We start from the raw sequence: 25,942 nt of genomic DNA on the forward strand, positions 1-25,942 counted from the left end.
TTTTCCGCCGCATGCCCGTCATCCGCAAGCTTCCCGAAGTCCTGATCAACCAGATCGCCGCCGGCGAGGTGGTCGAACGGCCCGCTTCGGTGCTCAAGGAATTGCTGGAGAACAGCATCGATGCGGGCAGCCAGAGCATCGAGGTGCAGCTGACTCAGGGCGGCATCAAGCAGCTGCGCATCAGCGACGATGGCTGCGGCATCGACAAGGACCAGCTCGCCCTCGCCCTGGAGCGCCACGCCACCAGCAAGATCAGCTCGCTCGAAGACCTCGAAGCAGTCGGCACCATGGGCTTTCGCGGCGAAGCGCTGGCGGCGATTGCCTCGGTCGCGCGTACCCGCATCACCAGCCGCGCGCGCGACGCAAGCCACGCCTGGCGCGTCTCCGAGCGCGAACGCGAGCCGATGCCCGCCGCGCTCAACGGCGGCACCGTGGTCGAGGTCGAAGATCTCTACTACAACACCCCGGCACGGCGGAAGTTCCTCAAATCCGACGCCACCGAATACGGCCATTGCGACGATGTGTTCCGCCGCATTGCGCTGGCGAAGCCGGAAGTCGGCCTGCAGATCAGCCACAACGGCCGCGTGAACATGCGCCTTGCTGCCGGCGACGCCGAGCGGCGCACGCGCGAGATCCTCGGCGATGACTTCATGGCCCAGGCGCGGCCCCTGCTCGCCGAGTCCGGCCTGCTGCGCCTGTCCGGCTACGTCTCGCTGCCCGCTTATGCGCGCAGCAATCGCGACGCGCAGTACTTTTACGTCAATGGCCGCTTCGTGCGCGACAAGCTGATCCAGCACGCGCTGCGCGAAGCCTATGCCGATATTCTGCACGGCAGCCGTCACCCGGCTTTCGTGCTGTTTCTCGATCTGGACCCAGCCGGCGTCGACGTCAATGTGCATCCGGCGAAGACCGAAGTGCGCTTCCGCGAAGGCCGGGCGATCCACCAGTTCGTGTTCCACGCCGTCACCCGCACGCTGGCCACGCCGGTGCAGGCCGCCGTCAGCGCCGCGCCGCCGCTGGAAGCCTATGCCGGACCGCGCGAACAGCACGCCCTGCTGGTCGAAGAGCCCGGCACGCACAGTTTCTCGCCGGATAACTACGCCTACGCAGCCAGCGCCAGCCGTGGTTTCAGCCCCAGCAGCTTCGAACGCAACGGCCGCCCGCCCAGCCTGGATTCGCTGGCGGCGCTGTCGCCGCGCTTCAACACGGCGCCAACGGAACTGCCGCAGACCACCCAGGGCGCGCCGCTGGGCTATGCCATCGCCCAGCTGCACGGCGTGTACGTACTGGCGCAGAACGAGCGCGGCCTGGTGCTGGTGGATATGCATGCGGCGCACGAACGCATCCTCTACGAACAGCTCAAAGCCGTGCTCGAAGGCACGCCCGGCGTGCAGCGCCTGCTCATCCCCGCCGTCTTCAATGCCAGCCAGACCGAGATCGCCACCGCCGAAGAGCAGGCCGATGTGCTGCTGCGCATGGGTTTCGATGTCGCTGCCGCCGGCCCCAACGAGCTGGCGGTGCGCAGCGTGCCGGCCTTGCTGGCGCGGGCCAATACTGCCGAGCTGCTGCGCGCCCTGCTCGCCGAGCTACGCGACTTCCCGGCCAGCGAGGTGATCGCCGCGCGGCGCAACGAACTGCTGGCCACCATGGCTTGCCACGGCGCGGTACGCGCCAATCGGCAGCTGACCACGCCGGAAATGAATGCCTTGCTGCGCGACATGGAAGCGACCGAGCGCGCCGATCAATGTAATCATGGTCGCCCGACCTGGGTCCAGCTGTCGATGGGCGAACTCGACAAGCTCTTCCTGCGCGGCCAGTAAGCCGCCACCCACCGCTTCAGCGCGCGGGCGCCGCCAAGGCCGCCCGCCCAATCAGGAACACGAGAGAACGGATACACATGCAACTCGACAGAATCATCCAGTCACAAGGCTTCGGCTCACGCAAGGAATGCCGCGCGCTGATCCGCGCCGGCGGCGTCAAGGTTGGCGGCGCGGTCATCACCGATCCCTTCGTCGAATACGCGCCGCAGGGCTTCCAGTTCGAGATCGACGACTGGGAATGGGAATACAGCGAGAAAGTCTATCTCGCCCTCTACAAGCCGGCTGGCTACGAGTGCTCGCACAAGCCCAAGCATAACGAGAGCATCTATTACCTGCTGCCGCAGCCGCTGGTGACACGCGGCGCGCAAAGCGTGGGGCGACTCGATGTCGACACCACCGGCCTGCTGCTGTTCTCCGACGATGGACAGTTCATCCACGCCATCTCCTCGGCCAAGCGCCAGGTCACCAAAACCTACCGCGCCACCACCGCCGAGGACGTCACCGATGAGCAGATCGAACAACTGCTGGCCGGCGTTCAGCTGATCGACGAACGCGAACCGGCCTGCGCCCTGCAAGCGCGCCGCGCCGATACGCGGGTGATTGAGCTGGTCGTCGATCAGGGCAAGTACCACCTCGTCAAACGCATGATCGCCGCCGCTGGTAACCACGTGGCCCAATTGCATCGCACCGCAGTCGGCGCGCTATCGCTGGAAGACGGCAGCCTGCCCGAGCTGGAATCCAGCGACTGGTGCTATCTGCGCCCCAAACACCTCGCCCTGCTGGGCTACAACGCAACGGAAGCGAGCAGCACATGACCGACGACACCCCGAAAAAAACGCTGTCCCTGCCCCAGGGCGAGCGCAGCAAGCCTGCCACGCGCCGCGCCCCGGTGCGCAGCTCAAGCATCGCCACGCCGCGCATCAAACCTGCCGCACCGGCGGCTGAGGACAAGAAAGCCGCCCGCCCGCCACGCGCCGAACAGGAACGCACCCCGCGTCGTCCGACCGCTGACGAGCGCCCGCGCCGCAGTGGCGAATCCTCTCCCCCGTCACGCGCCCCGCGCAGCGGCGCCGATCCCGCCGAGCGCAGCTTCAAGCCCCGCCCGGCCACACGCCCGGCGGCGGAGGGCACGCGCGATGCAGAACGCCGTCCGCCGCGCCGCAGTGACGAAACGCCGCGCCCGCGTCCGGCACGCCCCGCCGAACGCTTCGCCGATGCGCCGGCGCGCGAAGAGCGCGCTCCGCGCATTCCGTACGCCGAGCGCGACGTGCCGCACGAGCGCCGCTCGCGTGGCGCCGATGGCGTCACCAAGGCGCCCGGCTTTGGCAAAGCAGGCGCCGCGCGCCGCGCCGCACCCGCAGCGGAGCCCAAGGACGCCCAAGGCGCCGTGCGCCTCTCCAAGCGGATGACCGAGCTGGGCATGTGTTCGCGCCGCGAAGCCGATGAATACATTGAGCGCGGCTGGGTCACGGTCGATGGTGTGGTCGTCGATGAGCTGGGCAGCAAGATCCTGCCCGACCAGAAGATCGAGCTGACGCGCCAGGCCGAAGCTACGCAGAACCTGCGCATGACGGTCATCCTCAACAAACCGGTCGGCTACGTCTCCGGCCAGGCCGAGGACGGCTACGAGCCGGCCAGCGTGCTGATCACCGCCGAGAATCACTGGGAAGAAGACCCGATCAAGCGCCGCTTCGAAACCCGCCACATGAAAAAGCTGGCGCCCGCCGGCCGCCTCGACATCGACTCGACCGGCATGCTGGTGCTGACTCAGGATGGCCGCATCGCCAAGCAGCTGATCGGTGAGAACAGCGACATCGAAAAGGAATACCTGGTGCGCGTCGAAGGCCCGCTGTCCTACGACAACCTCGCCCTGCTCAACCACGGCCTGGTGCTCGATGGCGTCGAGCTGCAGCCGGCCAAGGTCAGCTGGCAAAACGAGCACCAACTGCGCTTCGTGCTGCGTGAAGGCCGCAAACGCCAGATCCGCCGCATGTGCGAGCTGGTCGGCCTGACCGTCACCGCGCTCAAGCGCATCCGCATCGGCTCGATCCCGCTGTCCAAGCTGCCGCCCGGCAAATGGCGCTACCTGGGCGACCACGAGAAGTTCTGAGTCGCTGATCCCGCCCGGCAAACGCGAAGGGCCGCACAGGAAGTCAAAATGCTTCCTGTGCGGCCCTTCTGTCGTCTAGGGTCTGGATCTCTCACCAGCGCCCCGTCTCGCAGCCCTGGGCGGTGAGACGCACTGCGCGCTTGGTTTGCTGGCGTTGCTTAGCGGGCGGCCTTGCCTGCTGCGTGCAGGCTGTATTGATTTGCGGCGGACGCAGAAAACAAAAAAGCCAGTCTTTCGACTGGCTTTTCTGCTGAAACTGGCGCGCCCGGAAGGATTCGAACCTCCTACCCCTTGGTTCGTAGCCAAGTACTCTATCCAGATGAGCTACGGGCGCTAAAGGAGCGACATTATATGCACAACACACAAATCTCGCAAGCTTTTTTTCTTGGCGGAGAGCAAGGGATTCGAACCCTCGAGACAGGTTTTGCCCGTCTGCTCCCTTAGCAGGGGAGTGCCTTCGACCACTCGGCCAACTCTCCGCGAGAAGAGCGCGCATATTATATGCAGCGCCTTCCCTCGTCAATGCAAATCGTGCGATTTAAGCGACAACTTGATCCAGTTCGAAGGCCTTGTGCAGCACGCGCACGGCCAGCTCGAGATACTTCTCGTCAATCGCGACGGAAATCTTGATTTCCGAGGTCGAGATCATCTGGATGTTGATGCCCTCTTCGGCCAGCGTACGGAACATCTTGCTGGCGATGCCAACGTGCGAGCGCATGCCCACACCGACCACCGACACCTTGGCCATCGAGCGGTCTGCACGCACTTCACGTGCGCCGACGTGCGCCTTGACCTCATCGAGGATCTTCAGCGTGCGCTCGTAGTCGTTGCGATTGACGGTGAAGGAGAAGTCCGTGGTGCCGTCGAAGCTGACATTCTGGATGATCATGTCGACGTCGATATTGGCTTCGGCAATCGGGCCCAGGATCTGATAGGCGATACCGGGGCGGTCGGGCACGCCGAGCACGGTGAGCTTGGCTTCGTCGCGATTGAACGCGATGCCGGAAATGATAGGTTGTTCCATCTTGAGATCATCCTCGAAAGTAATCAGGGTGCCTTCGCCACCTTCCTGGAAGCTGGAGAGCACGCGCAATTTGACCTTGTACTTGCCGGCAAACTCGACCGAGCGAATCTGCAGCACCTTGGAGCCCAGGCTGGCCATTTCCAGCATTTCTTCAAAGGTGATGCGATCGAGCTTGCGTGCCTCGGGCACGATGCGGGGGTCAGTCGTATAAACACCATCAACGTCGGTGTATATCTGGCACTCGTCGGCGCGCAAGGCAGCCGCCAGCGCAACGCCGGTGGTGTCCGAACCACCACGCCCCAGCGTGGTGATGTTGCCCGCGTCATCGACCCCCTGGAAGCCAGCCACGACGACAACGTGCCCCTCATCCAGATCCTTGCGCATGCGATCCTCGTCAATCTTGAGGATGCGCGCCTTGGTGAAGGAACTGTCGGTCAGGATGCGCACTTGCGCGCCGGTGTAGCTGCGCGCCTTGACGCCTTGCGCCATCAGGGCCATGCACAGCAGGCCGATGGTGACTTGCTCACCGGTCGATACCACGACATCCAGCTCACGCGGATCGGGCGTTGACTGAACTTCTTTGGCCAAACCGATCAAACGATTGGTTTCACCACTCATTGCAGACACGACCACCACGATCTGGTCACCCGCGGCTTGCGCGGCAGCGACACGCCGCGCCACATTCTTGATGCGCTCGGGGTTGCCCACCGAGGTGCCGCCATATTTTTGAACGATCAAGGCCATCTTCTAGACACTTGCCAAGGTTGAAAAGCTGATCATTTTAGCCGAATCCGGCTTCGCCCTGCCAAACATGCGTTTGTACCAGGGGGTTATATATGGCCGCTAGCTCCGTCATTTTTACAATTCCTTAACAAAGGCCTCAAAACACAGGCGCAGCATGGTTGTATGTTGTAGAAATATTGATCTATACTGCATCCAGCTATCACTAAAGTTATAGCCAAACAGGCTCGCCGCGCTGCAACACCACTTCACATGGCAGTAGCGTAGTCATAAACAGGTCATAGAAAGGACGGATTTCATGCAGTTCAGCCCAGGCATGCAGCACGCATGGGCAGGCAGCAGGCTTTCCGGCCAATCAATGCGGGCACCCCGGGGTCAAGAGGCGTTTGATTGAATCTTCAGCATTGCATTCACAGGAACACATAGACATGAAAACACTTGAAAACGTAGATGTTCGCGAAATCCGTCGCAAGCTGGGTCTGAACCAGTCCCAGTTCTGGTCCAAGATCGGCGTCACCCAGAGTGGTGGTTCGCGCTACGAGAGCGGCCGCAATGTGCCGCGCCCCGTGCAGGCGCTGCTGCGCATCGTTCACATCGAGCAAATCGATCTGAACAAGATCCGCAAGGACGATTTCGAAGTCATCGAATACCTGCGTGCGCACAAGTCCGAGCTGTACAAGACGCTGAAGAAGGAAGCCAAGGCCAAGAAGAAGGAAAAGTAATCTTTTCCGGCTCAAGCTTTGTCAGGGGGCCCATGTGGCTCCCTGTGCGTTTTTGAGACCGACAACGCGCATCCCGCTACAATGACGCCCTTTCCGGCGCCTCCTACGCTGCGCAAGCAGAAACTCCCCGTGCTTATTACCAGACGACTTGAATTCGACGCGGGTCACCGCATCCCCGACCACCGCAGCCTGTGCCGCCATTTGCACGGCCATCGCTACGCCATCGAGATCAGCGTCAGCGGCGACATCACCGCGCAGGACGGCAATCCGCGCAATGGCATGGTGCTGGATTTCTCGGAGATCAAATCGGTCCTGCGCGCGACTATCGTCGATGTCTGGGATCACGCCTTCCTGGTCTATCGCGGCGACAGCGCCATCCTCGAATTCCTCAACAGCCTGCCCGATCACCGCACGGTCGTGCTCGATGTCGTGCCGACGGCCGAGAATCTGGCCAGCGAAGCCTTTCGCCTGCTCGAACCCAGAATTGCAACAATTTGCGACAAGAGCCTGCGCCTGGAAAACGTCCGCCTCTACGAGACGCCCAATTGCTGGGCCGACGCCAAGCGCGGCTGAGCAGCGCGTCAAGACGTCTCAAGCGCCTTGTGCGCCAGCCACTGGAAGCGATAGCCGACCCCGTAGATCGAGTGGATCGGATCTTTGCCGCAACTGGCGCTGAGTTTGCGGCGCAAGTTTTTGATATGGCTATCGACGGTTCGGTCAGTGACCGCGCGATGATCGTCATAGAGCTGATCGAGCAGCTGCTCGCGCGTGAAAACACGGCCCGGTGCGGCAGACATTACACGCAGCAGGCGGAACTCGGCCGGCGTCAGCTCCAGCCTTTGCCCGTCGAGACTGGCCTGCCAGCTCAGATCATCAATCTGTAACTGCGGCTCAGCCGCGGCCATGACCCGCCCTTGCGCACGGCGCAACTGTGCGCGGACGCGTGCCATCACCTCGCGCGGGCTGAACGGCGTCTTGCAGATGTAATCATCCGCACCACCATCGAGCCCGGCCAGGCGGTCGGCCTCCTCGCTACGCGCCGTGAGCATGATGATCGGCGCAGCGCAAAAGGTTCGCAGCGCACGACACACGGCCAGACCATCCAGCCCCGGCAGCATCACATCGAGCAGGATCAGGTCCGGCGCCTTGGCACGCACGGCGGCCTCGACCGCCGCGCCATCGGCCAGATGCCGCGGCTGATGACCCTCGGCGCGCAGATAGTCGAGCAGCAGGCTAGCCATCTTGGGTTCGTCTTCCACGACGAGAATATCGGCACTCACCGCAGCGCTCATGTCTTGCTCGGCGCCAGCGGCAGACGGATCGTGATGGCAATGCCACCCAGTTCGGCTGCTGCAGCCTCAATCTCGCCGTCATGGGCCAGCACGATGTTGCGGCAGATCGCCAGCCCCAGCCCGGAGCCCCCGCTGGCACGGTTACGCGAGAGTTCGGCGCGATAGAAGCGGTCGAACAGACGGGGCAACACCGCCACAGCCACCCCTGGTGCAGAGTCCTCACAGCTCAGCACGGCTTGGCGCAGCGCGTTGACGCTCAGCTGGATGCGCACCATGCCGCCTGGGTCCGTATACCGACAGCAGTTTTCCAGCAGATTGTGCAGCAGCTGGCGGATGCGTCCGGCGTCAGCAAAAACCGGCAAGGGCTGCTCAGGCAGCACGCACTGCAGTTGCAACTGGCATTGCGCCAGACGCGGCGCAATGCGCTCGAGCACCTCGGCCACGCAGCGCACCAGATCCATATCCTCCTTGCGATACGCCAGCGCGGCCACATCGGTCAGGGCAAGATCATTGAGGTCGGTGACCAGCTTGCTCAACTGCGCCACTTCGCCCTGCAGCGAAGACAGCGCCTCGCGCCCGAAGGGCCGGATGCCATCTTCAAGCGCTTCCAGTTCGCCGTGCAGGATGCCCAGCGGCGTACGCAGTTCATGGGCGATATCGGCCATGAATTCGCGACGCATCGCCTCGTTGCGTTCCAGCGTAGCGGCCAGATGATTGAAGTCATGCGCCAGCTGGCCGACCTCGTCCTTGCCGAACTCCGGCACGCGACGCGCATAGTTGCCGCCCGCCAGTTCGTGGGTGGCGCGGGCGACCTGACGGATCGGCCCCATCACCGCATGCGAGACCCACCAGGCAATCAGTCCGGCAAACAGGATCACCAGCAGAACGATCAGCCGATGAGCGCTGAGCTGGTCTGCAGCAAAACGCTTGGCGCCCATTTCGGTGACATTCTGGAAGGGCATCAGGGTCAGCCAGCCGACCGTCTGCTCGCCGAACTTGACCGGCAACTCGATGCGATCACCCTCATCGCTGCCGTGATAACCGATCACGAACCGTCGATCAGCATCCAGCAAGGTCATGCGCAGGAAGGCCCCCGTCAAATCCGACTCCGGCGGCGCGGTGTCGTCGCGAAGATCCGGACTCAGCCCACGCAACATGACGCGTATCCACAAGCGCGGCTGCTCGCGCAGGAAGTCCCAGCTACCGCGCTCCTGATATGCCACCGTGAGGCGCGGCAGCGCCTGATTCATGCCGTCGACCGCCAGCTGATTCAGATAGCCCACGAAACCATGTTTGAAACTGTGATGCGAGCCGATTCCGGCCGCGATGACGGCGGCGGCGGAGACCGCCAGCACGGCAATGAAAAGACGCGTCGAGACGGTGATGCGGGCGAGCATGGACATAGGCGCCATTGGAGCGCTGCAGGCCGCGCTTGGCAAGCGTGATCGTCACCCGCCATGCAGATCGCCGTCTGCAGCCTTCTTCAATTTGTCTCCACATTCGTGGTCGATGATCACCAACATCCCTGAAGCCTAGGAAGTGAACACCCATGAAAAAGCAGAGCTATCCCCTTCTGGCCAGCATGCTGCTGTGCATCCTGCTCAGCGCATGTGACAGCAACGAACCGGCCACCCAAAGCCCATCCGCCCCGCCCAAAGTCGGCGTGTACGTCGTCACCAAGGGGACGGTGCCGATCAACGTCGAGCTCTCCGGTCGGGTCGCTGCCAAATCAGTGGCTGAAATCCGCCCGCAAGTCGGCGGCATTCTTGAGAAACAGCTGTTCACTGAAGGCGCAGCGGTCAAAGCCGGCCAAGTGCTGTATCAGATCGACGCGTCCAGCTACACAGCCGCCTACGCCAGCGCCAAAGCCGCGCTCGTGAAGGCAGAAGCGACCTTGCGCGCTTCGGAAGTAACCGCCAAGCGTGATGCCGGCCTGGCCAAGATCGAAGCGATCAGCCAGCAAACGGCTGACGACAGCCGCGCCGCTGTCGAAGAAAATCGTGCGGCCCTCGAAGTTGCCCAAGCGGCGCTCGATACCGCGCGCATCAATCTTGAACACACCCGCATCACGGCGCCGATCAGCGGCCGCATCGACATTTCCGCGGTCGTCCCCGGCGCGCTGCTCAGCGCCGCGCAAACCACGGCACTGACCACGGTACGCCAGCTCGACCCGCTGGTGGTCGACGTCAAGCAATCGAGCACCGAGCTGCTCCGCCTGCGTCAGGAGCTCAAGGCCGACGCCCGGCGCAAGCCTGGCGAGGAGGTTCCGGTCAAGCTGGTGCTGGAAGATGGCAGCGAATACGCGCATCCGGGCCGCCTGCAATTTGACGGTGTGAGTGTCGACGAGAGCACCGGCATGGTGACCCTGCGCGCCATCGTGCCCAACCCCGAAGGCGTGCTGCTGCCGGGCATGTACGTGAAGGCACGGGTGCAGGAAGGGCATCTGGACGACAGCATCCTGGTGCCGCAAGAAGGTGTGACCCGTCGTCCCTCGGGCGATGCCATCGCAATCGTCGTCGGCGAGGATGGCCGTCTGGCCGAACGCAAGCTGACACTGGGCCGCGCGATGGGTAACCAATGGGTGGTGACCGCAGGCCTGCAAGCCGGCGACAAAGTCGTTGTCGAGAGCCTCAAGCGGGCAGCGCTGGGCGATATCGTCACCGCCGTGCCGGCTGGCGGCGCCAGCAAGCGCTAAGGGGATACGGTCATGGCACGTTTTTTCATAGATCGCCCAATCTTCGCCTGGGTCATCGCCATTGTCATCATGCTGGCCGGTGGCGCGGCGATCATGAGCCTGTCGCTCGAACAATATCCGGATATCGCTCCGACCAAGGTCACCATCCGCGCCACGTATAGCGGTGCATCGGCCGAGACCATCGAGAATTCGGTGATCCAGGTCATCGAACAACAGATGACCGGCCTGGACCACCTCACCTGGATGACCTCGAAAAGCCAGTCCGACGGCTCGGCCCGCGTCGAGCTCACCTTCGACGCAGGCACCAACCCCGATGTCGCCCAGATGCAGGTGCAGAACAAGCTGCAGCAGGTGCTCACGCAACTGCCTGAATCGGTACAGGACCAGGGCGTCACCGTCGCCAAAGCCAGTACCGACACGATGATGGTGTTTAACCTGATTTCCGACGACGCCTCCGTCACCTCGACCGACATCGCCAACTACATCGCCAACAATCTGAAGGACACCATCAGCCGCGTCGATGGCGTCGGTGACGCACAAGCCTACGGATCGGGTTACGCCATGCGCATCTGGCTCGACCCGAACAAGATGCTCAAGTACTCGCTGATGCCCTCGGACATCTCCAGTGCCCTGAGTGCGCAAAACACCGAAGTCTCCGCCGGCCAGGTCGGCGCACTGCCGGCCGCCGCAGGGCAGAGCCTCAATGCCACGATCACTGCGCGCAGCAAGCTCAAGTCGATTGAGCAGTTTGAAAAGGTGATCGTCAAATCGGCGGCCGACGGCTCGGCCGTGCGCCTCGCCGATGTCGCCCGCCTGGAGCTGGGGCGCGAGAGCTATACCATCAGCACGCGCTACAAGGGCAATCCCTCGGCAGGTCTGGCCATCTCGCTGGCCTCCGGCGCCAATGCCCTCAAGGTAGCCGAGGCGGTACGCGCCAAGATCAAGGAAATGGAGCCCTATTTCCCGGCCCACATGAGCTCGGTGATCGCCTACGACACCACGCCCTTCGTGAAAATCTCGATCGAAGAAGTGGTCCGCACCCTGGTCGAAGCCCTGGTGCTGGTGGTGCTGGTGATGTACCTGTTCATGCAGAACCTGCGCGCCACGCTGATTCCTGCCGTGGCCGTGCCGGTGGTTCTGCTGGGCACCTTCGGCATCCTGTCGGTCTTCGGCTACTCGATCAATACCCTGACCATGTTCGGCCTGGTGCTGGCCATCGGCCTGCTGGTTGACGACGCCATCGTGGTGGTCGAGAACGTCGAACGGATCATGAGCGAGGACGGTCTGTCGCCGCGTGAAGCGACGCGCAAGTCGATGGACCAGATCACTGGCGCGCTGATCGGTATCGCTCTGGTGCTCTCCGCGGTGTTCATCCCGATGGCGTTTTTCGGCGGCGCCACCGGCATCATCTACCGCCAATTCACGATTACCATCGTCTCGGCCATGGCCCTCTCGGTGCTCGTTGCGCTGACCCTCACGCCGGCGCTGTGCGCCAGCTTGCTCAAGCCGATCGAACAAGGCGGACACCCCAGCAGCGGCGTGCTCGGACGCTTCTTCAAGCGCTTCAACCAAGGCTTTACCGCAGGCACCGCACAGTACGGCCGTGGCGTCAGCCAGCTGCTCAAACGCCGTGCCATCAGCGCCCTGGTCTATGTGCTGCTGTTCGCGGCCACCGCCTTCATTTTCAAGAACCTGCCGACCTCCTTCCTGCCCACGGAAGACCAGGGCTCGCTGATGGCGCAGATCAAGCTACCGGCCGGCGCGACCAATGAGCGCCTGACGCAATCGCTGAAAACCTTCGAAACCTACCTCTCCAAGCAAGCCGAAGTACGGGCCTTCATGACGGTGAGCGGCACCGATGGCGACCAGGCCTCGGCGCGTGCCTTCATCACCCTGACCGACTGGAGCAAGCGCAGCGGCGCGGAACAGGATGCTGAAAGCCTGGTTCATCGCTTCTCCAAGGAGCTCTCTGGCCAGCTGCGCGATGCCACGGTGTTCGTCATGCAGCCACCGGCCGTGCGCGGTCTGGGCTCGAACTCCGGCTTTGATGTGCAGATCGAGGATGTGGGCGGCCTGGGTCACCAGGCACTGAGCGCCGCACGCGACCAGTTCCTGCGCCTGGCACGGCAGAGCAAGCTGCTCACCCAGGTGCGCACCAATAATCTGGATGACACGCCGCAGCTGGAGATCAGCATCGACGACGCCAAGGCCACGGCGCTGCGTGTGTCGGCCAGCGACATCAACAGCACGATGTCCTACGCAATGGGTGGCAAATACGTCAATGACTTCATCTATGGCGGACGCGTCAAGAAGGTCTACATCCAGGGTGACGCGCCCTTCCGCATGTCGCCCGACAGCTTCAAGAACTGGTACGTGCGCAACGCCAATGACGATATGGTGCCCTTCTCGGCCTTTGCCAGCGCCAAGTGGAGCTATGGCTCGCCGCAGCTGATCCGCTACAACGGCCTGTCCTCCTATGAAATGGTGGGCGAACCGGCCAAGGGCGTCAGCTCGGGCACGGCCATGGCTGAAGTGGAGCGCCTCATCAAGCAGCTGCCCGCCGGCATCGGCTATGAATGGACCGGCGCCTCCTATCAGGAACGCCTGTCCGGCCAACAAGCGCCGCTGCTCTACGCAGTGTCGGTGCTGTTCGTGTTCCTCTGCCTGGCCGCGCTCTATGAGAGCTGGTCGGTGCCTTTCTCGGTGGTGCTGGTGGTGCCACTGGGCGTGCTCGGCGCCGTGCTGGCCACCTGGTTGGCGGCACAGAGCAACGATGTGTACTTCCAGGTCGGCCTGCTGACCACGGTCGGTCTGTCGGCCAAGAACGCGATCCTCATTGTTGAATTCGCCAAGACCCTGGAGGAGCAAGGCATGCGCCTGGTCGAGGCGACGCTGGAAGCGGTACGCCTGCGTCTGCGCCCGATCATCATGACCTCGCTGGCCTTCATGTTCGGCGTGCTGCCGCTGGCATTGTCCACCGGCGCCGGCTCGATGAGCCGTCGCGCAATCGGTGTCGGCGTACTCGGCGGCATGATCTCGGCAACGCTGCTCGGCGTGCTCTTCGTGCCCCTCTTTTACGTCCTTGTGCGCAGCATCTCCGGCCCGCGCAAGGCCACCAGCTCCGCTGTGGAGAATGAATGATGAATACCCCTCCCCTGCCACTCAAACACACGGCCATCCTGGCCTGCCTGCTGCTCTCGGCCTGCGTCAATCTGGCACCGACCTATGAACGCCCGCAGGCGCCCGTCGCCGCCAGCTGGCAGACGACAAGCCAGGCAGGCGACGCCAAGCTCGCAGCCAAGGAAGCCCCGGCGCGTGACTGGGAAGAGATCCTGGTCGATCCACGCCTGCGCGAAGTCATCCGCCTGAGCCTGGCCGAGAACCGCGACCTGCGCGTGGCCATTGCCAATGTCGACAAAGCCCGCGCTGCCTACCGGGTGACGCACGCGGCCGAACTGCCGACCCTCAATGCCAGCGCCAGCGAGTCCCGCGAGCACACCTCGAACCGCGCCAGCAGCTCGGGCGTCGGCTCGACCAGCAGTTCATGGAAAGCGCAGCTGGGCGTGAGCAGCTTCGAAATCGATCTCTTCGATCGCCTCGCCAATCTCAGTGAAGCGGGCTTGCAAAGCTACTTCCAGCTGGCGGAAACGCAGCGCAGCGTGCGCCTGTCCCTGGTGGCCCAGACCGCCATCGCCTGGCTGACCCTGGCCGCCGATCAGCAACAACTGCAGCTGGCGCGCAATACGCTGGAGAGCCGCGAACGGACCCTCAGTGTGACCGATCAGGCGCGCGCCCTGGGCGGTCTGGCCGCAGCCGACGTCGCCACCGCACGCGGCAGTCGCGATTCGGCACGCGCCAGCGTCGCCAGCTACAGCAGTGTCGTCGAACAGGATCGCAATGCACTGGAGCTGCTGGTCGGCAAGAAATTGCCTGATGCACTGCTCCCGCCACTGGACCTGCTCGGCAGCGAGAAGCCGGCGGCGCTGCTGGTCGACATCCCCAGCGATCTGGATTCCAGCATCCTCCTCAATCGCCCGGATGTGCTGGCCGCCGAACACACCCTGATCGCCGACAACGCCAATATCGGTGCCGCACGCGCAGCCTTCTTCCCGAAGATCACGCTGACCGCCAGCGGCGGCAGCACCAGCCGCAGCCTGGATGATCTGTTCGCTTCCGGCAGCGGCGCCTGGAGCTTTGCACCGAGCATCACCCTGCCGATCTTCGACGGCGGCGCCAACCGCGCCACCCTCGATAGCCGCAAGGCGCAGCAAACGGCCGACATCGCCACCTACGAGAAAACCATCCAGACGGCCTTCTCCGAAGTGGCCAATGCACTGGCCGTACGCAAAAACCTCAGCGAGCAGATCGACGCCGTGCGTGGCGTGGTTGCCGCCGGCACGCAAAGCCTGGCCTTCGCCACCGCCAGCTACAAGGAAGGACGCGGCACCTACCTTGCTGTGCTGGATGCACAACGCACTTTGTACACCGCGCAGCAAAGCCTGATCACCCTGCAACTATCCGAGCAGAACAATCGCATCACCCTGTTCAAGGCACTCGGCGGCGGCACCACGGAAAAAACCGCGCCGCGCTGAAAACGCTACATCGGCTGACGCGCCCGCTGCACGGTCCCACCTTGCAGCAGGCGGACGATCAGGCTACACGCAGAAGCTTGGGATCGCGTTCAAACAGCTGCGTAGAAACAGCTTGCGAGCGCGCCAGCGCAGCCCAAGAAAAAGCCCGTCCTGGCAAAGCAGTGACGGGCTTGTTCGCGGATTGCCTGCAACGCAACGGTCGTGGCCTTGAAAGGCCAGCGTCAGACAATAAATCCTGGCGGAGGCTGTGAGATTCGAACTCACGGACGCTTGCGCGTCGGCAGTTTTCAAGTTTCCCGGAGCCGCGCTTTACGCCACTTTGAATTGCCATTGTAAGCCGTAAGACCCTTTTCAGGTCAAACACTTAGCGGCGTTTTCCATTTTTCGTAACTTGTCGTAGCTTTATGCCGCGTGCTTACGAGCCGCTTATGAGTGCCAGAATGGATGCGGCCGGCGACTGCGCTAACAGTCCCGACCGCGTGGCCAACTCCCTTGCTTACAAAGGAAGCCGACGTGAAGATAGTAACCACAACCGCCAAAGTCAGCGAGGTGCAGCATGCCTAAGCTGACGAAGACCTATATAGACAAGCTCACTGCACCCGCGGATAAAGAGGCGTTCCACTGGGACACCGAGATCAAAGGCTTTGGTCTGCGCGTTACCCCTACCAGCAAGATCACCTACATCGTGCAAGGGCGCGTCAATGGCAGTTCACCCCGCATTAGCATTGGCCCGCATGGTGTCTTCACTGTGGATCAAGCCCGCGAGGTCGCCCGCGAGCATTTGCGCAGCATGCGCATGGGCATCGACCCGCGCGCCGTTGCCAAGAAGGAGGCTGCGCAGCGCGTCAAGGACACGGAAGAAGATGCCGGGCGTGCGCTCGACCAGAAGATGACCACAGTGTCACAGGTGATAGAGGCACTGGTGCAGGCAGTTCATGTGACGCATGCAGGCCAAGACGTGACCCGCGACATGGTGCATAGCGTGCTGAATCGAGTGGCGAATGGTCGCCGCTGGAAGGATGTAGATGACATGCTCCGCATGGCTCAGTTCCAATACCGAATCGACGTGGTGCGCGGGGCTAACAATCAGGTGCTTTACTGGCGAGCACGGCACGCGGCCTGTAGCGGCATCACTCGTCAAAACCTGAGTCGTCGTCTTCGCAATCTTGTGTTTCGAACTCAGGTTCGCTATGAACCGTCAAGCCATCAGGGACGGTTACTACTTCAACACTCTCAACTTGGTGACCATCCATGCCTAGCGAATAGGTTACATGTGCTTCGACCACCCCTTGGTCTATCTCGCCCCGAAATACTACCGACCTTTCCTCTCGGTCTTCCTTGAATTGGGGCTTGCTAACGACCTCGTGGTCGCCGACCTCCTTTAACTCTCCCGGCTGAACCTCAATAATCTCTTGGTCTTTGCCATCTTCAATGATGAGCACTAAGGGGCTGATTTGTTCGATTGAGAAAGGCATTGAGTCTCCTTGGAAGTTGTAACGCCGACGGTGGGCAAGTTGCCGTTTCCTGCATATGGGGGCATGGACGCATAATTCAACTTCGCCTCTATGGAACGCCAAACACAGGATTAGGCGGGCTTGCCCGCTAAAGGCTTGGAGCCCTTGCGGTTAGACTGGTAGCGCATGAGCGACGTAAGCACAGCGTAAGACCGGCTTCGCTTACTCGTCGTCCTCTTGCGCGGGCGCTGGTTTGGCTTTTGCTGCGGATCGGGCTTTTGCTGGAGTTACAGCGACAATCGCTTTTCCTGCCAAATCTTTCACTTGTTCCGCGAAACCGGGCACCGCTTTCATCGCCTGCTTTACAACGTCCGATGATGCTAGCTCGTGCCATGGGCTACCGTGACTAGCTGTTTCCACCAGTCGGAGAGGAAGTTCATCAAGGCGGGTCAGTGCGGATGTAAGCAGTTTGGCCTCCATGTCCTTGTCGAACCGGGCAGCCTCGCGCCGGAACCCTTCATAAGCACGCGAGATTGACGCTTTGAATGCGTAGTCCTCCGCAAGCCGGAAACGTTGGCCGATCTGTTTTGTCGATAACCATGCAAACCACACCGGGGCACCAACTGACAGTACTGAAAGCACGAGGTTAAGAACAATCACTGATGAGGGGGCATTCGGCACCTTGAACAGTTCGGAGAGTGCATTCAACTGTGCCGAGCCAAAGTAGCTTCCCGCAGCAAGGGCGATAACAAGGCCTGCGACCCATATCCACATTGACTTTGACAATGCGTCCGAGCGTTCGTTGAATGCTGCGGCCAACCCCACGCTGGTTGCGGCAGAGTATGCTGTCTCGCAACGCTCAAGCACCGCCTTTGCGTCGTCAGCACTCTTGTTCAGCTGCTTATCAAGCTCGTTTGCAGCCTCTCGGATGCGGGATACGTCACTTTGATCTCGCGTCGCATCTTTCGCGAGATCAGCAATCTTCTGCCGTGCCTCAGACAGCGTTTCCAAGTCTGCAGGAAGTTGGTCTGCCGCGGTGTAAGCGTGCTCAATCCGCTCAACCATTGTGGCAAGCGAGGCGGTGCGAGGTTCCAGTCCGTTCAGGGAGGCTTCCATTCCCCGAAGTTGGCGGGTGATTTTCCTTAGTGCAGCGACAGCTTCCGCTCGGTCATCTCGAACCAAAACAGGTGTGAGCGCCTTGCGTAATCCATCAAGAGTGAGCACATATGTAGGAACCGCCCGCCCAGCATTGCCCCACAAGTTGGGAATGGTGCTCTCCCGCAAATAACTCAAGCGGCGTGCGTAATCTTTGATCCGTGCTTCCGAGTCCCCAAGCTCATCAACCTCATTGGAGTCGATCATATCAATGATCGATTGGGCATCTTCAACTAGCTCAGATCTCGTTAGCCCAGGGAAAGACCAATTATTGTGCGCGTTCCCAAAAGGCTCGTCACTCCCGACAGATGCCCTTAGCTGTGCAATGACTTGTGTCAGTTGCTCCTGAATCGCTTCCAGCGCCTGATGCATTCGACCTCCCCGTCAGCCTATTGATGTGTAATAACCCCATTTTATATGGGGGCGCTAGACGAAAGGTAAATAGGTCCCGACGGTTGAGAGGGTATAACCTGCTTATGCTGTGCTTACGGGCTGATTTTTCTACACAGCAAAGCCCCGGCTGGCGGGGCTTTTTTGCTACTACTGCAAGCACTTTGCATGCTGGCCCATGCTTCGTAAGTGCTTGTTTTTTATTGGCGGAGGCTGTGAGATTCGAACTCACGGACGCTTGCGCGTCGGCAGTTTTCAAGACTGCTGGTTTAAACCACTCACCCAAACCTCCGGACTTTTTAGCCGGCCACTCGACGCTACGCCCGACGGCATGAAAACCTGCCGCGCCGCATCTCAAGCAGCAAACCGGGCGCGAGTGTACGTCGGGTAGATCGACCAGCGCAAGCGCTTGCAATCGACGGGAACCACAAGCATGATTCGCGTGTCTTATTCACGTGCGCAAATTTTGCGCGGTTCAAAGGAAAGAAAGAGCCATGGAAAACCGTCTATACACCGTCAACACGAGCAGTACTGCGGGTGGCGTGCGCAATAATGTGCTGCGCAACACTTACAACCTGTTGGCCCTGTCGATGCTGCCGACCATCGCTGGCGCCTGGGCTGGCCTCCAGTTCAACTTCTCCATGCTGTTCGCTGGCAGCCCGATCATGGGGCCGCTGCTGATGCTGGCCGTCATGTGGGGGCTGATCTACGCCATCCAGGCCAATCGCAACAGCAGCACCGGCGTGGTCCTGCTGCTGGGCTTCACCTTCGTGATGGGGCTGATGCTGTCGAGCACCCTGGCCTGGACGCTGCGCTTCTCGAACGGCGCCTCGCTGATTGCGCTGGCCGCTGGCGGCACCTCGATCGTCTTCTTCGGCATGTCGGTGCTGGCGCATACCATCAAGCGTGACCTGTCGGGCATGGGCAAGTTCCTGTTCATCGGCACGCTGTTGCTGTTGGCGGCCAGCATCGCCAACATCTTCCTGCACATCCCGGCCCTGCACCTGACCATCGCGGTGATCAGCTGCGGCATCTTCTCGGCCTGGCTGCTGTATGACCTGAACGATGTCGTCAAGGGCGGTGAGACCAGCTACGTGTCGGCTACGCTGCGCGTCTATCTGGACCTCTACAACATCTTCACGAGTCTGCTGCAGATCCTCGGCATCTTCGGCGGCAACCGCGACTGATCAGCATTGCGTATGCCTGAAAGCCCGTCCGACGCAAGTCGGGCGGGCTTTTTGTTGCTCGTTCACGGACGACAATAAGAATAGATCTCATTTACAAAATAGACTTCACTCGGTATTGTTTGCATGGATTTACAATCAAACAAAACAGGAGTCTGTATGACACGCACCACCCTATTTCGCCGCCTGACGCTCAGCAGCCTGGGGCTTTTGCTGCTTGGCGCGGTCCAGGCCAGTGAGGTCAATCTTTACACGACCCGGGAGGCCGGCCTGATCAAACCCTTGCTTGATGCCTACACCAGCAAGACCGGTATCAAGGTCAATACGGTGTTCATGAAGGATGGCCTGCCCGAACGTGTGGCGGCCGAAGGCAAGCAATCGCCTGCCGATCTGCTGATGGCCGTTGACGTCAATGCGCTGGTCGAACTGAGCGAAAAGAACGTCACCCAGGCAATCAAGTCCCCGGCGCTGGAAGCAGCCATTCCCGCCAATCTGCGCGATGCAGGTGGCCACTGGTTTGCACTGTCGGTCCGCGCACGCACGCTCTACACCGCCAAGAACATCACGCTCAGCAGCTTCACGTATGAAGACCTTGCTGATCCGAAATACAAGGGCAAGATCTGTATCCGCGCAGGTCAGCATGCCTACAACACCGCCCTGATCGCCCACATCATCGCCAAGGACGGCGAAGCCAAAGCCGAGCAATGGCTGCGCGGGCTCAAGGCCAATCTGGCACGCAAGCCCGGTGGCGGTGACCGTGATGTGGCACGCGACATCATGGCGGGCATCTGCGATATCGGCCTGGGCAACTCCTATTACGTTGGCCTGATGCGCAGTGGCGCGGGCGGCCCGGAACAACAGAAATGGGGTGACGCCATCAATGTCGTGCTGCCAAGCTTCGCCAAGGGTGGCACGCATGTGAATGTGTCGGGCGCTGCCGTCGCCAAATACGCCCCCAACAAGGACAATGCGGTCAAGCTGCTTGAATTCCTGGTGTCCGATGAAGCTCAGGCGCTGTACGCCAAAGCCAACTTCGAATACCCGGTCAAGAAGGGTGCGGCGCTGGATCCGATCATCGCCAAACTGGGCACCCTCAACATCGATAGCCTGCAACTGGGCGACATCGCCAAGTACCGCAAGGCAGCAAGCCTGCTCGTTGACAAGGTCGGCTTTGACAACTGAGTCACTCGCACTGGCGCGCACGCCTCATCCCTGGGGCGTGCTGCGTCTGCGCCAGTACTTCAGCGCCCGGCATCTGGGTGTCGGCTGGCAAGTCGCCAGCCTGGCGCTGGTCCTCGCCGTGTTGGTGCCGCTGCAATCCTTGCTCGGTCACGCCATGCGGGGCTCGGGCGAACTGTGGCCGCATCTGCTGAGCTATGTCTTGCCGCAGGCGCTGCAGGATAGCGCCTTGCTGCTGCTGGGGGTCGGCGTGCTGGTCATCGCACTGGGCAGCAGCCTCGCCTGGCTGGTCAGCGCCTACGATTTTGTCGGCCGCCGCGAACTCTCCTGGGCCCTGCTCCTGCCCCTGGCAATTCCGAGCTACATCATCGCCTTCGCCTATCTGGATCTCTGGCATCCGGTCGGCATCCTGCAAAGCAGTCTACGCACGCTCTTGGGTTTCGACAGCCCGCGCGATTTCAAGCTCCCGGATATCCGCAGCATGTGGGGCTGCATCCTGCTGCTGGGTCTGGTGCTCTATCCATACGTCTATCTGCCCGTGCGTGCGGTGTTCAGCATGCAGGCGGGCAACCTCATCGAAGCTGCACGCACCTTGCAGGCGGGGCCGCAGCGGATATTTTTCGGGCTGGCCTTGCCACTCGCGCGGCCCGCCATCGCGGTCGGCACCAGTCTGGCGCTGATGGAAGCGCTCAATGACCTGGGCGCCAGCGAATTCCTGGGCGTGCGGACCCTCACGGTATCGATCTATTCAACCTGGCTGAATCGCTCCAATCTGCCCGGCGCCGCGCAGATTGCGCTGCTCATGCTGTGCATCGTACTGGCGCTGATCAGCATCGAGCGCTGGGCGCGCCGTCATCAACGCTACACCCTGGCGACACGCCGCATGCAGCCGCTCGCACGTCGCCGCCTGACTGGCTGGCGCGGCGTCCTCGCATTGACGTATTGCAGCCTGCCGATCACGCTGGGCTTTGTCATGCCCGCAGGCTACCTGGTGGGTGAAACCTACAAGCGCTTGAGGTTCAGCGGTCTCGAATCGAGTCTGCTCAGCGAACTGCTGAACACGCTGCAGCTGGCGACCGCCACCACGCTACTGGCGGCCCTGCTGGCCTTTCTGCTGAGCTTTGCCCAGCGCATGGCGCGCACGCCGCTGAACCGCCAGATCCTGCGCTGTGCCAGTCTGGGTTATGCCATCCCCGGAACCGTGCTCGCCATCGGCCTGCTCGGCCCGCTGGCCCAGTTCGATGCCTGGATCAACAGACTGTTCGAATTATCTGGCCACGCGCCCATCGGCTTGCTTCTGTCGGGCTCCAGCGTCGCCCTGATCTACGCCTATCTGGTGCGCTTCCTGGCCATCGCCAATGGCAGTCTGGAAGCGGGCTTCAGCCAATTACCCACTTCGCTCGACGACGCGGCACGCACACTGGGCAGCTCGCCGACACGCCTGGCCTGGCGCATCCACCTGCCGCTGTGCCGCCCCGCCTTGCTCAGCGCCATGCTGTTGGTCTTCGTCGACAGCATGAAAGAACTGCCCGCGACCCTGCTCCTGCGTCCGATGAATTTCGAAACCCTGGCCACCCACCTGTATGGCGAAGCTGCGCGCGGCACCTATGAAAGCGGCGCCATTGCCGCCTTGCTGATCGTACTGGCCGGACTATTACCCATCATTGCGCTGTCACGCCTGGCCGAGCGCCGCGACAGCCACGGTTCCTCACCATGAGTGTGCAAGCCCCCAGCATCCAGCTACAGATCCGCGAGCTCAGCCATCATTACGGTAGCAAGCAAGTGCTCGACGCGATCCAGATCGAGCTCATGGCGGGCGAGATCCTCGCCCTGGTGGGCCCCTCAGGCTGTGGCAAGAGCACCCTGCTCCGGCTGATCGCAGGCCTGGAGGAACTGCAGACGGGCGAAATCCGCCTCGACGGCGAGGTGGTGGCCGCCCCCTATCGCCAGCGAGCTGCGGAGCAGCGCCAGATCGGCATGGTGTTCCAGGACTTCGCGCTGTTTCCCCACCTGAGCCTGCTCGACAATGTCGCCTTCGGCCTGGGCAAGCTCCCCGCCGCCCAGCGGCGCACGCAGGCGCTGGCCATGCTGGCGCGCGTCGGCCTCGCCGAGCGCGCCGCGGATGCCCCACACATGCTCTCCGGCGGACAACAACAACGCGTCGCCCTGGCCCGCGCGCTGGCCCCGCAACCGCGCCTGCTGCTGCTCGACGAACCTTTCTCGAATCTGGACGTGCGCCTGCGCCACCGCCTGCGCCAGGAGACCCAGCAATTGCTGCGCGACATGCGCTGCGCCAGCATTCTGGTCACGCATGATCCGGAAGAGGCCATGTACATGGCAGATCGCATCGCGCTGCTGCGTGATGGGCGGATCATCCAGATCGGCAGCCCGGCCTCACTCTATTTCGCCCCGCAAAGCCCTTTCGCCACCGAATTTTTCGGCGACGTAAACATCCTGCATGGCGAGCTCAGGCAACACACCGTAGACACTGCGCTGGGGCGCTTTGCTGCGCCATCGCTCGGTGAAGGACAAGCGGTGCAGATCATGATCCGTCCCGAAGCGCTGCAACTGAGCAGCCAAGCCAGCGCCGACAGCCGGACGGTGATCGTCCAGGCCTGCCATCATCTGGGCGCCTACAGCCGTATCGATCTGCGCGTCGATGACGCCGCGGCGCTGAGCCTGCAGGCCGAGGTTCCGGGCGCGCCGGCCTGGCCGCCTGGTACGCGCCTGCAGGTACGCTGCGAGACGCGTGGCGTATTCATTTTCGCCGTCTGATCAGACGCGCTCGAACAGCGCAATCGACTCGACATGTGAGGTGTGCGGGAACATATTGGCCACGCCAGCGCCGCGCATCACATAGCCTTTGTCGTGCACCAGGATGGCCGCGTCGCGCGCCAGCGTGGCCGGATTGCAGGAGACATAGACGATGCGCCGCGGCGACTGCGCGTCGAGCGCCTTGACCACCGACACCGCACCTTCGCGCGGCGGATCGATCAGCATCTTGTCGAGCGGCCCCAGCGCGCGCAGGCTGTGTGGGGTGGCGTCGAACAGGTTGGCGACCTCAAACCTGCTGCGTGCGCTCAAACCATTGAGCGCTGCATTGTCGGCTGCACGGGCAACCAGCGCCTGGCTGCCCTCGACGCCGACGACCTGGGCGCCCAGACGCGCAATCGGCAAGCTGAAATTGCCCAGGCCGCAGAACAGATCGGCAATCCGCTCACCCGGCTGCGGATCGAGCAATTGCATGGCGCGGCGAATCAGCAAGCGGTTGATGTCGACATTGACCTGGGTGAAATCGGTCGGCCGGAACTGCAGGCGCAGATCGAACTCCGGCAAGGTGTATTCAAGAAAACGCGATTCATCGGCGCGCAGCGGCATCACCGTCTCGGGACCTCCGGGCTGCTGCCACATGCAGACGCCATGCTGCTCGCCAAAGGCCAGCAGGAGCGCAATATCCTTTTTCGTGAACGGCAAGAGATTGCGCAGCGCCAACACGATGCGATCGCCCATCGCCAGCTCCACCTGCGGGATGCGATCCGGCGCCGATAACTGAGCAATGAGCACACGCAGGGCCGGCAGCAAGGCCGAGACCTTGGGCGGCAGGATCTCGCAGCTGCTCATGTCGGCAATATAACTGCTCTTCTTTTCGTGAAAGCCGACCAGCACGCCACCTTTCTTGGGAATCGAGCGCACACCGATGCGCGCACGCGAGCGATAGCCCCAAGCAGGTCCGTAGATCGCCGGGTAAATGCTGCCGACCGTGACCTTGGCGATGCGCTTCAAAGCATCTTCGAGTACGCGCTGCTTGGTCGCGACCTGGGCGCCCAGCTCGGCGTGCTGCATGCTGCAACCACCGCAGATGCCGTAGAACTTGCAGGCCGGCTCGGCGCGCTGGGCGCTGGCGCGCAGCACGCGGCTCAGGCTGGCCTGCTCGAAGCTGCTGCGTTTGCGGTAGCTGGAGAACTCGACCTTTTCACGCGGCAAGGCGCCTTCAACAAAAATGACCTTGCCGTCGACATGTGCAACGCCGCGCCCTTCATGGTCCAACGACTCGATAATCGCGACGGGCATGCCAGTCTCCACGCAAAAGGCGCGAATTTTACAACGCGCAGCTACAATCCGCAGATGATTACAAAACTCCTGGGCGGCCTCTCGCCGCAACAATTCCTCGACGAATACTGGCAGAAGAAGCCGCTGCTGGTACGCAATGCCGTGCCTGGCTTCAATGGTCTGCTGTCCCCTGGCGAAGCACGCAAGCTGGCCGCGCAAGAAGATGTCGAAGCACGTCTAGCCTACCGCAAGGACGGCGACTGGGCGCTGCACTACGGGCCGCTCAAGCCACGCGACTACCCGAAAAGCGGGCCCTGGACGGTGCTGGTCCAAGGTCTCAACACTTTGTTGCCGGAAGCCGATAGCCTGCTGCGCCAGTTCAACTTCATTCCCTACGCCCGCCTGGACGACCTGATGGTGTCCTACGCCACCGATGGCGGCGGCGTCGGCCCGCATTTCGATTCCTACGACGTCTTCCTGCTGCAAGGCATGGGCCAGCGCCGCTGGCAGATCAGCGCACAGACCGATCTGACCCTGATCGAAGACGCGCCGCTGCGCATCCTGCAGAACTTCAAGGCCAAGCGCGAATGGGTGCTCAATCCGGGCGACATGCTCTACCTGCCGCCCAAGTACGCGCACGACGGCGTGGCGCTGGGCGAATGCATGACCTATTCAATCGGCTTCCGGGCGCCCTCGGCACGCGAGCTGACTTCGGCCTTTCTGGGCTATCTGGAAGAAAAACTCGCGCGCGAGGAAATGTATGCCGACCCCGACCTGCAAGCGACGGACAGCCCGGCCAAACTGCCGGCGCAGATGAGTGCCCGCGTTGGCAGCATGCTCTCGCGCATCCGCTGGGCGCAGAAGGACGTCAGCGAATTCCTTGGCCAGTACCTCTCCGAACCCAAGGCGAATGTCTATTTCGACCCGCCCAATGAAGAGCTGGGCCTCGCCGCGTTCCGCCGCGCCTCGCTCAAACAAGGACTCAAGCTGGATCTGCGCAGCCAGATGCTCTACACCGGCAGCAAGTTCTTCCTCAATGGCGAAGTCGTGGTTGCGCCGGCGGAAGATGCGCGCCTGTTCCGTCGCCTAGCGAACGAACGAACCCTCAGTACACCGGCTACACTGTCCTCGGCAAGTTGGCGCTTGCTGCACGAGTGGTACGAAGAGGGTTTCCTCCACTTGCGTCCGCTTAACTGATCCACAGAAGCAAACTTCCATTCAGTGGAATTGAATGTTAGAATTCGGAATCGGCTGCTGAAGCCGATTAATATTTTGGCTTACTGCACTCACTGCATTTTTCGCAAGGGAATTCAACAATGAAACAGTCTCTCCTCGTTGCTGCCCTGATCGCTCTCGCTGCTGCTGGTTGCAGCAAGAAGGAAGAAGCACCGGCTCCCGTCGAGCAATCGGCACCGGCTGCAGCTCCCGTTGAGCAATCGCCTGCTGCTGACGCTTCGGCTCCGGCTGACGCTTCTGCTCCGGCTGATCAGTCCGCTGCCAAGTAAGTTTTCTTGGTAGTCGTAAAAGCCGGCCA

The 25,942-nt window shown here is 62.0% G+C and carries 19 protein-coding genes and 3 tRNA genes; 14 read left to right on the forward strand and 8 right to left on the reverse strand.

From position 1 onward, the window contains the following. The first annotated feature begins 11 nt into the window (after positions 1–11). The 3 genes from mutL to ABDB84_RS06095 all read left to right on the forward strand — a co-directional run bounded on the left by mutL (position 12) and on the right by ABDB84_RS06095 (position 3,930). On the forward strand, positions 12–1,820 hold the full coding sequence (gene mutL / locus ABDB84_RS06085; protein ID WP_345918806.1) for a DNA mismatch repair endonuclease MutL: 1,809 nt from the start codon (positions 12–14) through the stop codon (positions 1,818–1,820). Positions 1,821–1,897: 77 nt separating this feature from the next. After that, complete coding sequence (locus ABDB84_RS06090; RefSeq protein WP_345918807.1) at positions 1,898–2,635, forward strand: pseudouridine synthase; 738 nt, start codon at positions 1,898–1,900, stop codon at positions 2,633–2,635. Further along, positions 2,632–3,930 (forward strand): pseudouridine synthase, encoded by a 1,299-nt coding sequence (locus ABDB84_RS06095; protein ID WP_345918808.1) that lies wholly within the window; start codon positions 2,632–2,634, stop codon positions 3,928–3,930. Before ABDB84_RS06090 ends, ABDB84_RS06095 begins: the two co-directional genes overlap by 4 nt. A gap of 257 nt (positions 3,931–4,187) precedes the next feature. On the opposite strand, the gene ABDB84_RS06100 is transcribed toward ABDB84_RS06095, so the two are convergent. The 3 genes from ABDB84_RS06100 to ABDB84_RS06110 all read right to left on the reverse strand — a co-directional run bounded on the left by ABDB84_RS06100 (position 4,188) and on the right by ABDB84_RS06110 (position 5,698). Beyond that, positions 4,188–4,264: transfer RNA gene (locus tag ABDB84_RS06100), tRNA-Arg, on the reverse strand. Positions 4,265–4,316: 52 nt separating this feature from the next. Beyond that, positions 4,317–4,409: transfer RNA gene (locus ABDB84_RS06105), tRNA-Ser, on the reverse strand. A 59-nt stretch (positions 4,410–4,468) separates the two neighbouring features. Next, positions 4,469–5,698: an aspartate kinase gene (locus tag ABDB84_RS06110; RefSeq protein ID WP_345918809.1), complete on the reverse strand. Its 1,230-nt coding sequence runs from the start codon at positions 5,696–5,698 to the stop codon at positions 4,469–4,471. Positions 5,699–6,123: 425 nt separating this feature from the next. On the opposite strand from ABDB84_RS06110, the gene ABDB84_RS06115 reads away from it, so the two are divergent. Together ABDB84_RS06115 and queD are read left to right on the forward strand one after the other, a co-directional pair. Further along, the gene (locus tag ABDB84_RS06115; protein ID WP_345918810.1) at positions 6,124–6,417 is read left to right on the forward strand and encodes a helix-turn-helix domain-containing protein; all 294 of its coding nucleotides are present in this window, start codon (positions 6,124–6,126) and stop codon (positions 6,415–6,417) included. 129 nt (positions 6,418–6,546) lie between these two features. Beyond that, the gene (gene queD, locus ABDB84_RS06120) at positions 6,547–6,990 is read left to right on the forward strand and encodes a 6-carboxytetrahydropterin synthase QueD (RefSeq protein WP_345918811.1); all 444 of its coding nucleotides are present in this window, start codon (positions 6,547–6,549) and stop codon (positions 6,988–6,990) included. Between the two features lie 8 nt (positions 6,991–6,998). Here queD and ABDB84_RS06125 read toward each other — a convergent pair whose 3' ends face one another. Further along, positions 6,999–7,709: a winged helix-turn-helix domain-containing protein gene (locus tag ABDB84_RS06125; protein WP_345918812.1), complete on the reverse strand. Its 711-nt coding sequence runs from the start codon at positions 7,707–7,709 to the stop codon at positions 6,999–7,001. Beyond that, on the reverse strand, positions 7,706–9,106 hold the full coding sequence (locus tag ABDB84_RS06130; RefSeq protein ID WP_345918813.1) for an ATP-binding protein: 1,401 nt from the start codon (positions 9,104–9,106) through the stop codon (positions 7,706–7,708). Before ABDB84_RS06130 ends, ABDB84_RS06125 begins: the two co-directional genes overlap by 4 nt. A gap of 152 nt (positions 9,107–9,258) precedes the next feature. On the opposite strand from ABDB84_RS06130, the gene ABDB84_RS06135 reads away from it, so the two are divergent. The 4 genes from ABDB84_RS06135 to ABDB84_RS06150 all read left to right on the forward strand — a co-directional run bounded on the left by ABDB84_RS06135 (position 9,259) and on the right by ABDB84_RS06150 (position 16,338). Then, positions 9,259–10,404 carry an efflux RND transporter periplasmic adaptor subunit gene (locus ABDB84_RS06135; protein WP_345918814.1) on the forward strand — a complete coding sequence of 382 codons (1,146 nt, stop codon included), beginning with the start codon at positions 9,259–9,261 and terminating at the stop codon, positions 10,402–10,404. Positions 10,405–10,416: 12 nt separating this feature from the next. Beyond that, a complete protein-coding gene (locus tag ABDB84_RS06140) occupies positions 10,417–13,545 on the forward strand; it encodes an efflux RND transporter permease subunit (RefSeq protein WP_345918815.1) in 3,129 nt (1,042 codons plus the stop codon). Continuing rightward, positions 13,542–14,996 carry an efflux transporter outer membrane subunit gene (locus tag ABDB84_RS06145; RefSeq protein ID WP_345918816.1) on the forward strand — a complete coding sequence of 485 codons (1,455 nt, stop codon included), beginning with the start codon at positions 13,542–13,544 and terminating at the stop codon, positions 14,994–14,996. The genes ABDB84_RS06140 and ABDB84_RS06145 overlap by 4 nt, the downstream gene beginning before the upstream one ends. Before the next feature lie 556 nt (positions 14,997–15,552). Then, positions 15,553–16,338 (forward strand): Arm DNA-binding domain-containing protein, encoded by a 786-nt coding sequence (locus tag ABDB84_RS06150; RefSeq protein WP_345918817.1) that lies wholly within the window; start codon positions 15,553–15,555, stop codon positions 16,336–16,338. A gap of 334 nt (positions 16,339–16,672) precedes the next feature. Here ABDB84_RS06150 and ABDB84_RS06155 read toward each other — a convergent pair whose 3' ends face one another. Together ABDB84_RS06155 and ABDB84_RS06160 are read right to left on the reverse strand one after the other, a co-directional pair. After that, on the reverse strand, positions 16,673–17,977 hold the full coding sequence (locus ABDB84_RS06155) for a hypothetical protein (protein ID WP_345918818.1): 1,305 nt from the start codon (positions 17,975–17,977) through the stop codon (positions 16,673–16,675). Positions 17,978–18,199: 222 nt separating this feature from the next. Next, positions 18,200–18,287 (reverse strand) — tRNA-Ser (locus tag ABDB84_RS06160). Positions 18,288–18,489: 202 nt separating this feature from the next. Between ABDB84_RS06160 and ABDB84_RS06165 the strand changes: the two genes are divergently transcribed. The 4 genes from ABDB84_RS06165 to ABDB84_RS06180 all read left to right on the forward strand — a co-directional run bounded on the left by ABDB84_RS06165 (position 18,490) and on the right by ABDB84_RS06180 (position 23,133). Beyond that, positions 18,490–19,182 (forward strand): Bax inhibitor-1/YccA family protein, encoded by a 693-nt coding sequence (locus ABDB84_RS06165; protein WP_345918819.1) that lies wholly within the window; start codon positions 18,490–18,492, stop codon positions 19,180–19,182. 156 nt (positions 19,183–19,338) lie between these two features. Then, positions 19,339–20,361, forward strand: a complete 1,023-nt coding sequence (locus tag ABDB84_RS06170) for an extracellular solute-binding protein (RefSeq protein WP_345918820.1) — start codon at positions 19,339–19,341, stop codon at positions 20,359–20,361. Continuing rightward, the gene (locus ABDB84_RS06175; RefSeq protein WP_345918821.1) at positions 20,351–22,075 is read left to right on the forward strand and encodes an ABC transporter permease; all 1,725 of its coding nucleotides are present in this window, start codon (positions 20,351–20,353) and stop codon (positions 22,073–22,075) included. Before ABDB84_RS06170 ends, ABDB84_RS06175 begins: the two co-directional genes overlap by 11 nt. Further along, entirely contained in the window at positions 22,072–23,133 is a 1,062-nt protein-coding gene (locus tag ABDB84_RS06180; RefSeq protein WP_345918822.1) for an ABC transporter ATP-binding protein, read from the forward strand. Before ABDB84_RS06175 ends, ABDB84_RS06180 begins: the two co-directional genes overlap by 4 nt. On the opposite strand, the gene rlmD is transcribed toward ABDB84_RS06180, so the two are convergent. After that, entirely contained in the window at positions 23,134–24,429 is a 1,296-nt protein-coding gene (gene rlmD, locus ABDB84_RS06185) for a 23S rRNA (uracil(1939)-C(5))-methyltransferase RlmD (protein WP_345918823.1), read from the reverse strand. It abuts the gene before it with no gap. 54 nt (positions 24,430–24,483) lie between these two features. On the opposite strand from rlmD, the gene ABDB84_RS06190 reads away from it, so the two are divergent. After that, a complete protein-coding gene (locus ABDB84_RS06190; protein WP_345918824.1) occupies positions 24,484–25,605 on the forward strand; it encodes a JmjC domain-containing protein in 1,122 nt (373 codons plus the stop codon). Positions 25,606–25,942 lie beyond the last annotated feature (337 nt).

It is taken from the genome of Uliginosibacterium sediminicola (assembly GCF_039631295.1).
GTDB classification, from domain to species: Bacteria; Pseudomonadota; Gammaproteobacteria; order Burkholderiales; family Rhodocyclaceae; genus Viridibacterium; species Viridibacterium sediminicola.